The sequence below is a fragment of the Paenibacillus mesophilus genome (assembly GCF_005938385.1).
Lineage (GTDB): Bacteria > Bacillota > Bacilli > Paenibacillales > NBRC-103111 > Paenibacillus_AB > Paenibacillus_AB mesophilus.
In genome coordinates this window covers 79,769-90,903 of sequence record NZ_VCRA01000028.1, presented here as the reverse complement: position 1 = coordinate 90,903, position 11,135 = coordinate 79,769, and the positions used below count along the sequence as shown (strand labels likewise).

The 11,135-nt window shown below is 54.0% G+C and carries 8 protein-coding genes and 1 pseudogene; 8 read left to right on the top strand and 1 reads right to left on the bottom strand.

The features are described from left to right. The 5 genes and pseudogenes from FE783_RS30740 to FE783_RS30720 form a co-directional block, all read left to right on the top strand. Window positions 1-465, top strand: a pseudogene (locus FE783_RS30740) (hypothetical protein); the annotation flags it as partial. A 192-nt stretch (window positions 466-657) separates the two neighbouring features. After that, window positions 658-3,864 (top strand): DUF4838 domain-containing protein, encoded by a 3,207-nt coding sequence (locus FE783_RS30735; RefSeq protein ID WP_138883226.1) that lies wholly within the window; start codon window positions 658-660, stop codon window positions 3,862-3,864. Window positions 3,865-3,941: 77 nt separating this feature from the next. Beyond that, window positions 3,942-6,029 (top strand): hypothetical protein, encoded by a 2,088-nt coding sequence (locus FE783_RS30730; protein ID WP_138883225.1) that lies wholly within the window; start codon window positions 3,942-3,944, stop codon window positions 6,027-6,029. Window positions 6,030-6,057: 28 nt separating this feature from the next. After that, complete coding sequence (locus FE783_RS30725) at window positions 6,058-6,351, top strand: hypothetical protein (protein WP_138883224.1); 294 nt, start codon at window positions 6,058-6,060, stop codon at window positions 6,349-6,351. Between the two features lie 174 nt (window positions 6,352-6,525). Beyond that, window positions 6,526-6,756 carry a hypothetical protein gene (locus FE783_RS30720; protein WP_138883223.1) on the top strand — a complete coding sequence of 77 codons (231 nt, stop codon included), beginning with the start codon at window positions 6,526-6,528 and terminating at the stop codon, window positions 6,754-6,756. Window positions 6,757-6,847: 91 nt separating this feature from the next. Here the strand turns inward: FE783_RS30720 and FE783_RS30715 are convergent, their stop codons facing one another. Continuing rightward, window positions 6,848-7,570, bottom strand: a complete 723-nt coding sequence (locus FE783_RS30715) for an AAA family ATPase (protein WP_138883228.1) — start codon at window positions 7,568-7,570, stop codon at window positions 6,848-6,850. Window positions 7,571-7,956: 386 nt separating this feature from the next. Between FE783_RS30715 and FE783_RS30710 the strand changes: the two genes are divergently transcribed. The 3 genes from FE783_RS30710 (at window position 7,957) to FE783_RS30700 (ending at window position 11,135) form a co-directional block, all read left to right on the top strand. Beyond that, window positions 7,957-8,580 carry an AraC family ligand binding domain-containing protein gene (locus FE783_RS30710; RefSeq protein ID WP_158302137.1) on the top strand — a complete coding sequence of 208 codons (624 nt, stop codon included), beginning with the start codon at window positions 7,957-7,959 and terminating at the stop codon, window positions 8,578-8,580. After that, window positions 8,538-9,653 carry an AraC family transcriptional regulator gene (locus tag FE783_RS30705; protein ID WP_138883221.1) on the top strand — a complete coding sequence of 372 codons (1,116 nt, stop codon included), beginning with the start codon at window positions 8,538-8,540 and terminating at the stop codon, window positions 9,651-9,653. Before FE783_RS30710 ends, FE783_RS30705 begins: the two co-directional genes overlap by 43 nt. A 132-nt stretch (window positions 9,654-9,785) precedes the next feature. Next, complete coding sequence (locus FE783_RS30700) at window positions 9,786-11,135, top strand: ABC transporter substrate-binding protein (RefSeq protein WP_158302136.1); 1,350 nt, start codon at window positions 9,786-9,788, stop codon at window positions 11,133-11,135.

Sequence of the window (11,135 nt, the reverse complement as noted above, 5' to 3'; positions counted from 1 at the left end):
ATATGGGAAATGACAAAAACGATGAACTGGGACGCCGTGCAGCTTCCGTTCTTTAAAGACGCTCCAGGCGTCGGTTCGCAATTGGAGCCATGGTATGCCGAAATTACGCGGCAAAGCAAGCATAAGGAGGATGCTTTTGACGTCATTGCCTACATCACCTCGGATGAGATTCAGACGAAGCTGGCTCGCCAAGGCATTGTCCCTATTACCGTTAAACCGGATATTATAAATCAATTTGGCAAAGACAACCCTATCTTTCAAGGGAAAAATGTCCATGCGTTTATTCCATGGACAAAATCCAAGCCGGCTCCGTCGCCATCGCGATCGATATATGTCGGTGCCGCCGCGCCGAAGTTGTATTCATGGTCTTATAAGATCATTGCCGGCGACATAGACATGAACACCGGTTTAAGAAGCGCCCAGGAAGAAGCTGAAAAAGCGGTTAAGGAAGCAATGTCCAAATAACAGGCATAGCGCTGAAAAACAGCGTGATAACGGGAAATCTTATATTTACGTAGGTATAACGCTATGCCTACGTAAATTTTATGACTTGGGGATGTCGGGACGGCGCTGGCCGCGAATTCCGTAAGCTTACACCCTAGATAACTTCTAGTCAGACCGGAGAATAACATTTCCAATGGTCAAGGAGTGAATCGAATGGGAAAGAAGCTGCAACAAGCTGCGGGCAAATGGATTGCCGTCCTGCTGATGGCATTGTCCGCATCGATCGTATGGAGCGGGGGCCTACCCGTGGCGGCATCCGCATCGAACGGGGGCGGGAGCCTGATAATCGTGGACAACGGCGCTCCCCATGCCGTCGTGATCGTGGCGGAGCAGGCGGACGATACGACCCGCCGTGCCGCGGACGAATTGGTCGAGTATGTCCGGAAGTCGACGGGCGCCGTCCTGCCGGTTATGACGGAGCAGGAGCTGCGTACGAACGGAGGAAGCTTGAACGGGCATGTCCGTCTGTATGTAGGCGACTCCGGTTCCGACCCGCACATGGCGAACTTGCTGCAAGGGCTCGATGATGACGGCTTCGTCATTCATCCTCACGGCAACTGTATCGTAATCGCGGGACCGACTCCGTCAGGCACCGCGTACGGCGTCTATGATTTTCTGGAGCGTTATGCAGGCGTCCGGTGGCTGCTGCCGGGTCCCGATGGGGAGGACGTTCCGCTGAGTTCCAATTTGTCCGTTCCGAGACAGGACGTGAAAGAGGAACCCGTCTTCTTCTCCAGAGTGTTCAGTCCTGGAACGAGCTGGACGCAATATCCGGAGCGGTCGGATTGGCTGGACAAAAACCGGCTGCACAACCGGATCCAATTTCATCATAATTTGTTGAAGCTGTTCCCGCCTTCGCAATACGGCACGACGCATCCCGAGTATTTCCCGATCCGGAACGGCCAGCGATATATTCCGCCTACCGATACGACGCACGGGTGGCAGCCTTGCTTTACCGCGCCCGGCATCGTGGAGGAAGCGGTAAGCAACATCATCCGCTATTTCGCGAACAACCCGGACGAAACGTCTTATTCGCTCGGCGTAAACGACTCGGGCGGCTACTGCGAAGCGAACCCGGATCATCCGGATTACCCGGGCAAGCTCAATTCGATCGGCCTCGTGAATATGTCGGACCTTTACTACAACTGGGTCAACAAAGTGGCGGAAGGCGTGCTGGCCGTATACCCGGACAAATGGTTCGGTCTGCTCGCGTACCAGGAGGTGATGGACCCGCCATCGTTTCCGCTGAACGCGCGCGTCGTTCCGTTTCTGACGAAAGACCGGATGGCGTGGGCCGATTCCGCCGTAGAAGCGGCAGGCCAAGCGCAAGTGCAGCAATGGGCGGCCGTGACGTCCAACTTGGCCTGGTACGATTACATGTACGGTACGCCGTATTTGGTGCCGAGGGTATACAACCATCAGATGGCCGACAACTACAAGTTCGCCGCGCAGTCCGGGGTAACCGCCCATTATGCGGAGCTGTATCCGAACTGGGGAGAAGGACCGAAGCCGTGGATATCGGCCAAGCTGCAATGGAACCCGTCCGCGGATGTCGACGCGCTGCTGCAGGAATGGTACGTCCGGGCGGTGGGACCGGCAGCGGCGGCGGACCTTGCCGCGTATTACGACCATTGGGAGCAGTTCTGGACGCAGCGGGTCAAGGCGACGGACTGGTTCGAGTCCCGTAAAACGGGTACCTATCTGGCGTTCACTTCCGCCGACTATTTAAACATCGTCACGGATCGGGAAATGGCCGACAGCCGGGCGCTGCTCGAATCGGTCGCGGCCAAAGCGCAAACGGCGCCGCAGAAGGCCCGTGCGTACCTGCTGTTGAGGGCGTTCGAATATTATGAGGCTTCGGCGCTCAGCTATCCGAAGGAGGCGGCGGCCCTGGCGGACAGCGCCTCCGCGCTGGAACTGCTGAACGAGATGGATCGGACGCTCGGAACGAAGCAGTTGATGGCGCAAAAGCGTCTGGATTTGGTCGATGCGTTCAAAAACGATCCGGTTCTCGTCCACTCTCTCGATCCGAGAACGTATTCGCTGACGTGGTCCATCTGGAATGCAAAAACATATTGGGATATGGCGAACTATATCGAGCGGAACGAGCCGAACGGAGGACCGGTTACGGATCGGGTAGCCGCGCTGGCCGCTGGCGGAACGAATCCGCAAATCCAGTCGTTCGCCCGCTTGCTGAAGGAAGCGCGAAGCGGTTTGTTCCAGATGGCGGCCAATGGGTCGTTCGAGTCCGGATCGACAGCGGCGGCGCCTTGGACGAATTGGATTCAAAGCACCGGTACGATCCAGAGGACGTCGGAGCTCGCTCGTTCGGGTACGGCAAGCTTGAAAATCCAAGGCTTGGACCGGGGAGGGCCCGTACAAGTATTCCCGGTAGAGCCGGGACTGCTCTCCGCGCGTACGTATTACAAAGTTTTGACGGGTTATGCGGGCAAAGGGACGATTCAGCTCGCGATGAACTTGAGGGACAGCGCGGGCAAGGTGATCGGTTCGGCCCAGGGCAAGAAGGTTAGGCTTGCCGGCGGCGCCGGGACATGGAACGAAGCGATTATGCTGTACGACATCCCGGCCCAGGTGGGCGGCGCCGCCGTCAAAAGCACGCAGTTTATCGTCATCGTCGACAGCTTGACCGATGGCACGGTTTATTTGGACGACGTCTCCGTGTTCCAGAACCACAGCAGCCTCAATCTGGAATCGACGTTTTGGCCCGTTTTGGACTATATCCGGTCTTCCGGGCCTCAGGCGGGGGATATCAGGCAAGCGGTTACGGATACCGTCTATGGCTCCGTCTACGGCTCGGAGCGGGAATGGGCGCGGCTGCTGCTGACGATGGCGGACGGCGGTCCACCCGCATCGGCCAACAGCTCGTTCGAGTCCGGGTCGGGAACGGCAGCGGCACCGTGGACATACTGGGTCAGCACGACGGGGAGCATCGCCAGATCGAATGCGGCTTTCCGTTCCGGACAGTACGGCCTGCTCATTCAGAATATGGTGAGGGGCGGACCGGTGCAATTGATTAACGCCGCTCCCGGACGTTTCGCGGCGGAAGCGTTCTATAAAGTGAAGGACGGCGCTCCGGCGAACGGCACGATTCAGCTGGCGGTCAACTTCCAGGATGCGCAAGGGAAGACGCTGTCTACCGCTTTCTCGGAGGTCCGGGCGCTGAACGCCTCCACTCCCGGCTCATGGGAGCCGATCCGGCTGAAAGGGGTCATTCCCGCGACCGCTGGCGGCAGCGAGGTGAAGAAGCTGCAGCTTGTCATCGTGGCCGACAAGGTGACGAACGGGGCGGAGCTTCTGGTGGACGACGTGTACTTGTATATGACGCCCGCGAGCCCTTGACCTGATATTGACGCCGATTCGTTCGCTTCATAATCCTGTAGAACTTTTGACTCATTTTGAGGGGAGAGATCCTTGATATGGAAAATCACGAACAAACCGTTGACGAAAGACGATTACAGAGCGATCCGACTGCGGATAAGCCGGGCAATACCAAAATCAGCCGACGGAAGCTTCTCGGAGTGCTGGGTATGACCGGCGCCGCCTTCGCGGCGAATGAAATTCTGAGCGCCGGCGACAATTTACTGCGGGCAAAGTCCGTGAGTGAACAAGTGTACGGACCGGACTCGAGTCTTCCGCATAAAGATGCGCAGCACCCGTCTCCACCCCAGTCTCCATTTAAACATAATGTGTTGGCTGATCGTGATATGGCTGAGGCGCATCCAGCTAGCGCGATTTTGGATGCGAGTGGAAAAACTCAGCAACAATTAAATAATCTCCTATATAGTCCAACCAACGGGACGCCCTACGTTAGAACCATTTTCGAGTTCATGCCTCAACCTGTTATAGATGATGTTTTTGGCGCTAAAGCGCTTGATCATTCTCCCTATTTTCAAGAAGCTATAGATTCGCTTGGAAGCGGCGGCGTTCTGTGGATTCCACTAACGAGTTCAGCGCAAATCAACATCGGGACGACAGTAAACATTACATCAGCACATCGATCGCTAAAAATCATTGGCACACGAGGCACTGCAAGCCGAGATTCAAGTCTTGCAACATTCAAATGGACAGGTGCGGCAGATGGCGGAGTGATGTTTGATATTTTGCAATCATGGGGGATCACCTTTGAAGACTGCTCCTTCAATGCCGCAGATCGAGCTACAAACATTGTAAGATTACGGGCTGAGACTAATGGATTGCCGGTAAGACCCTCCCATCGCCATAATTTTGTACGATGTGGATTTGGATCCGCTTATAAGCAGCTAGTGGTCATTGGTGACGGCGGCAATGAGGATATGATCAACATCAAGTTTGATTCTTGCCAATTTGATTATTACAGCGGAAATACTACATCAGCATGTCCATCCGGTATTTTTATTGATGCGCCTCAATCGTACTCCATCGATTTTGACAACTGCTTGTTTGCACGCGCCGGATACCCGAACAACTTTTTTCACATACGCGCCGGCTCTGTAAATATCAATTCGGCTTGCTTCGATGGCAATTTTGGCTCGGTGGATATTTATTTACAGCCATACATCGGGGCAATCAGCCCGCAACTGACCGTAACACACGCTGAAACACAGTCAGACTGGTTCTTAAAGACAGTAAGTGGTACGGGCATCTATCCAACACGCACCGTATTGTTGCAAAACATTCGCCATCGTGCGGATAACGGCCAAGCGAAACCGATGTCGATTTATTGGGACCTGGGGCATCAGTGTCAACTTGTACATGTGGGGTGTGCCCTTCATGGCATCGAAATCGGACCGAACGCTGCATCCGTTGTTGAAGTTGCTCCACAATGGGGTAGAACGGGCGGGGCATACCCGATCACGGGTTACGAGGGTAATCTATCCGTTCTAACCGGATTGAATGGTTTTAACATCACGGAGTCCAACAGAACGTCCAAAGGCGGTTTGCGAATTGGCGAAAATATTTTCTGTGTCAGTGGTGATGATGGTAACGACAATCCGCTAAACTTACCGGGAAATAAAGTCGAGGGTGACTTCTGGATTAATAACAAGTCGTCCATTGCGAAGTCAAAACCGGCTATATATCGCTATGTCGGCACACGCAGAACATTGATGTCAGATTCTGTGGTACATCAAACCTACACCAAAACAGTAACAGCGAATGCAGGCAAATATGACTATGCGCTAGATTCAGAAGCAGTTCCGCAAATGCATGCCATTTATGAGGTTCGGTGGAACATCTTGGCGGATAGAACAAACACCATTTACGAAGCTGGCGTTTTTCAAATATTCGTTAAACGTGTTGGTGCAACCATTCAAGTAGTTAAAGTTGATGTAAGTAAATCACAGCAAGCAACTCCGATTATTGCAACTGGCGTTACAATGTGGAACGGATCCGTTGAAACACCGGCAACAAGCGCATCGCAAGCTGCATTAAATACATTTGTTATACGCTTGAAATTCTTGGGTATTCTTGATGGCTTGGTTAGCGGAACGGAATTGAATATTTCCATGCGCAGAATTGGACACTAAGCCTTCGTAATTACAGAGGACTGTTGATATGTTGAAAAAAAGAATCGCCCTGTCCATTGCAACGATCATGATTGCACTTACTGCATCTGCTTGCGGAGGAACATCCGACGGGAACAAGCAAGGGAGCGAAACCCTTGCTTCGTCTGCGCCCACGAGTCCTGTTGCGCTCGTCTTTATGTCCGATGTTGCGGTGATCTCCGATGAGGAGGTTGACAAGTTGGTGAAGGAGCCGATTAAAGCGAAGTATCCGCATATTACGGTCGAATATAAGAGGGCAAACACGAAAGGTAATGAAGGACTGGAAGCCATGCTCGCAGCCTGAGACTTCCTCGACTTCGTACTGACGACCCAAGACAATGGTCGATGGGCAGCATTGTGTGGAACTTATTTTTTAAGAGTAAAAAATATATCGTATATAGTGTATGACACTAAATACAAAGATAATGTTGACAAGAGATTTGTCGCTTTTAAGACATATGTACAAAATGTTAGTTTTTTGATACCGGAACCTGTACTGCGATATATCCGCAGGCTCGGGAGCGAGAGCGTTCAGCCGGGATCCGGAATTCGCGAGAGAGTTTATATCGAATTCCAGGACCGCATCTTGTACGGCCGCGACTATTTCGATAACGTTCACCAGGAAGTGCTGGGGTCGCTTAATCTGCCGGACGACGTTCTTGCCAAAATATACTCGGGCAACGCCTTGAAGCTCGTTCCGTTATCCTGATGCAATAGCTGTAGCGATGATCTTTTTGCTCTCCGGATCATCGCTATAGCTACCCTATCCCGCAATTTTCCCTCGATCTCCTGTACTTCCATTAGACCCTATCCGCCCCGTCGAACAGCTCGCGAATCATCTTCTCCTTGTTACCGAGAAACTGCTTCATAATGATGTAATGATCGGTCTCCTCCAGGCTTCTCGTCTCGATGCCGTCCGGCGTCAAGTTGTAGATGACCGAGTCCGGATACGCCATCACGATGGGGGAGTGCGTCGAGATGATGAACTGGGAGTTTTTCCGCACCAGCTCGTGTATGCGCGCCAGCATCGCCATCTGGCGAAGCGGGGATAGAGCCGCCTCGGGCTCGTCCAATATATAGAGGCCTTGTCCGCCGAACCGGTGAACGAACGCCGCGAAGAACGATTCGCCGTGGGACTGCTCGTGCAGCGATTTGCCGCCGTAAGAAGCTTTGATCGGAGGGCCGAAAGAAAATTCGTTGTCCAACTGCTCGATATGGGTCGCCACGTTGTAATAGCTTTCCGCGCGGAAGAAAAAGCCGTCCCTCGGCCTCTGTGCCCCGCGGGTCAGCCTCATGTAACGGTGCAGTTCGGAGTGAGAGGCATGCGTCGAGAACGAGAAGTTGCGGGTGCCGCCCTCCGGATTAAAGCCCCATGCCACGGCGATCGCTTCCATCAGCGTCGATTTGCCCATTCCGTTCTCGCCGACGATATATGTGACATTAGGGTGAAGCTTCAGCCTGCCGAGACTCCTGGTGGCGGCCAGGTTGAACGGATATTGTTCCATAGAGGGAATGCCCGACATGTCCAGTTCGACGTATCGCAAATAAGGGTCGCGGGAAAACAACTTGTCCATCAGCTCCCATCGGATGTCTTAGCCCGAATGACCTGCCAGTTGCCATAAGTATACTATGAAAGGGTACCGGATGCATGTCCGCAAATATGGAGTCGGCTGCCACCCCGAAACAGCAAAGAAGTCCGCGACGACCGAATCGGCCATCCGGTAGACCGAATTGCCGCTGGAGCGCGAAGTCCGTTGTTTCTACAATGGTGGTGATGGAAGCGTATGCTTGCCGTACGGGGGATGTTGCTTTTCCACGGCTTTTTGTATACGCTTTCTTAAATAAAAGGCCGCCGGGTCGGGGGAGCTGCCGATCCTCTTGCGGCGGCGCGAGCAAAGGCGGTGCAGACATGCAAACGAAATCGAGGGAGGAATATTCCCACCCACGCGACTTTCCGTTCTGGATCCAGCGCAACCGCCACGATCTGCAGGACGTACCCGAACTGCACGTGCACGAATTCGTGGAGCTGATCTTCGTAGTCGAAGGGCGGGCCACGCATTTGTTCCAGGATATCTATTACGAAGTGACGGAAGGCGACGTGTTCGTCATTAATCCGGGCGAAGCTCACGGCTATTCGTTGAAGGAGGACCAGAGCATCGAGATCGTGAACTGTTTGTTCGAGCCGAGGTTTATTCCGACTTCGCTGCTGCGCGAGCTGCAAGTATCCAACTCGATGGATTTTTTCTACGTTCAGCCTCTTCTCAACGGGGAGGCGCGTTTCTACCACAAATTGAATTTGTGCGGGTCGGACGCCGCCGCCGCTTTGGATATTTCGGAAAGCATCCTTGCCGAGATGAAGCGGCGGCGCTCCGGGTTTCAGCCGTCGTTATGTGCCATTCAAGCACCCTCCCCGATTGGATATGTTAAACCGCTTACAAGATTGCCCTGCCCATGCTTATCCGATAGTCAGCACTGGCCCCCTTCCCGCTATTGGCGCGTGATCCGCCGGTACAGCACCAGACTAGCACGGTAATCGGCGGTGAATCGATTGGCGAATCGGTCATAGGTGCCGCCGATCCGGTCATTTTCGTTATGTTCGCCATGTCCGGATCGGCAACGAACGAGTCCGGATCGGCAATAGCGTCGCCGTCCGGGTGTGTATATGATAGGATGGGGCTAACCGTTCACGAAAGCGAGGTGCCGCCGTTGGAGAAGAAGCTGATGAACCATTACTCGCATCCGCGCGATTTTCCGTTCTGGATTCAGCGCAACGGCCATAACAGTCTGGATACGCCGGGCTGGCACATTCACGAATTTGTCGAGCTGATCTTCGTCATGGAAGGGCAGGCGACGCATCTGATCCAAGACGCCGCATTCGACCTGAGGGCGGGCGACGTCTTCATGATCAATCCGGGAGAAATGCACGAATACGCTTTGAAGGACGATCAGCGGATCGAAATCGTAAACTGCCTGTTTCAGCCCGACTTCATCCCGAGCTCGCTGCTTCGCGAGATGCAGTTGTCCGACTCGCTCGATTTTTTCTACGTCCAGCCTTTCCTGAACGGGGAAGCCCGTTTTCACCATAAGCTGAACCTGCAAGGAGAAACGGCCAAGGAAGCGATGGACCTGCTCGAGGAGATCGAGCGGGAGATGCGCCGGCGACACTCCGGATTTCAGTCGCTCATTCGGTTGAAGATGGTCGAGCTGTTCATCCTGCTATCCCGTCATTACAACACGCGTAAGGACAAGCCCGAAACCCGTTCGCCCGGCGAGCTGCTCGTACGCCGCGTATGCGGGTATGTGGAGCGGCACTATAATCAGAAAATTACGCTTACTCTGCTGTCGGACTTGTTCCATATCGGGGAGCGGCAGCTGAACCGGCAATTCAACAAGTATATCGGGACGAGCGTCATCCATTATTTGCACCGGATCCGGATCGACCATGCGAAACGGCTGCTTGCCGATACGGACGAGAAAATCGCGGCTATCGCGGAGCTGGTCGGTTACGAGGACCCGGCTTTCTTCACGAAGCTGTTCACCCGCGAAGCGAACTGCCCTCCGGGCAAATACAGGGAGACGGTCCGCCCGAGTCCAAATCGGCAATAAGGTAGTCTGTATCGGCAATAGTCGTACGCACCCGCTGCCGATATAATGAAATTGAAAGCGCTGCATATGGCGGAAACGGCGCCTTCCGGCGATAAAGCGCTTAAGTTTCGATATGGACAAGGGGATACGAACATGAACCGACCAAGCAATAGAACCCGGCAGCTCCTGCTGCTCGGCGCGGCCGCGCTTATGCTGGGCGCCTGCTCGAACGGAAACGGCGGGAAAAGCGCCGCGGAAGGCGATCCGGCGGGCAAGCCTTCGGAAGCGAACGGGCAGAAGGCGAGCGAGCCTGCTGAAGTGATTTTCTATTCCAACAACAACGATACGGTGGAGAGCTTCGATAACCGGTTCGGCGACGCGCTGCGCAAGAAGTTCCCGAACTATACGATCAAGTATATCCAGAGCCAGAAAGGGTTTATGCTGCCGGAAATGATCTCCTCCGGCACCCGGTTCGACATTTTCTTCCAGTCGATCGGCAACTTCGAGGGCAACGCCTTCCCGAACGGCATCCAGTACGACATGACCGAGCTGATCCAGAAGCACGGCGTCGACCTGAACCGGTTCGAGCCTTCGATCATCGATTCCGTCCGTCAAGCTTCCGGGGGCAAGCTGTACGGCATTCCTATCTTTACGAACAATATGGTGCTCTACTACAATAAATCGCTGTTCGATAAATTCGGGGTGGCCTATCCGAAAAACGGCATGACCTGGGACGAACTGATCGACATGTCCAAGAAAATGACCCGCGACGACGGCGGCAAGCAGTTTTATGGCTTCGCCCGTTCGCCGGATCACCTGATCCGCATGAACCCGCTGTCGATTCCGATGGCCGATTTGAAAACGGATACGCCGACGATCAATACGGACGAACGGTGGAGAACGTTTTTCCAGAAATATATGATCGCCCCTTCGCAGGACCCGCTGACGATGGACTACATGCAGAAAAACAATAAAATATTGGGCTTGGACGATTTCTCCGTCAACCAGACTGTCGCCCTTTTCCCTTATTTGGCCAGTTACGTCTATGTCGGCCAAGAGCAGCTAAAGAACTTGAACTGGGATATGACCGCGCTGCCCGCATCCGAGCCGGGCGTCGGCTCGCAATCTTACCCGAGCTACTTCGGCATTACGAATATGGCCAAGAACAAGGACGCGGCCATGGAAGTGCTGAAATATATGGTCTCCGACGAATTCCAGGCCCAGCTCGCCCGCAAAGGCATCATGCCCGTCCTGAAAAACACCGACTCGCAGAAGCAGCTCGGCCAGGAATCGGTCTTCAAGGATAAAAACTTCTCGGCGATGTTCTATAACAAATTCGCTCCGATTCCGCCGAAGGCGCTGTATGACGCGCAGCTCGTATCCGTGTACCTGAAATATGCGCAGCAGGCGCAGATGGGCAAGATGGACTTGAATACGGCGCTGCGATCCGCCGAGGAAGAGGCGAAGAAGACGATCGCCGACTACAAGAGCAAGATGAAGTAA

Excerpts from the sequence above, each read along its gene's own strand:
- FE783_RS30735 (WP_138883226.1), top strand. The coding sequence starts at position 658 with ATGGGAAAGAAGCTGCAACAAGCTGCGGGCAAATGGATTGCCGTCCTG.
- FE783_RS30730 (WP_138883225.1), top strand. The coding sequence starts at position 3,942 with ATGGAAAATCACGAACAAACCGTTGACGAAAGACGATTACAGAGCGAT.
- FE783_RS30710 (WP_158302137.1), top strand. The coding sequence starts at position 7,957 with ATGCAAACGAAATCGAGGGAGGAATATTCCCACCCACGCGACTTTCCG.
- FE783_RS30715 (WP_138883228.1), bottom strand. The coding sequence starts at position 7,570 with ATGTCGGGCATTCCCTCTATGGAACAATATCCGTTCAACCTGGCCGCC.
- FE783_RS30725 (WP_138883224.1), top strand. The coding sequence starts at position 6,058 with ATGTTGAAAAAAAGAATCGCCCTGTCCATTGCAACGATCATGATTGCA.
- FE783_RS30700 (WP_158302136.1), top strand. The coding sequence starts at position 9,786 with ATGAACCGACCAAGCAATAGAACCCGGCAGCTCCTGCTGCTCGGCGCG.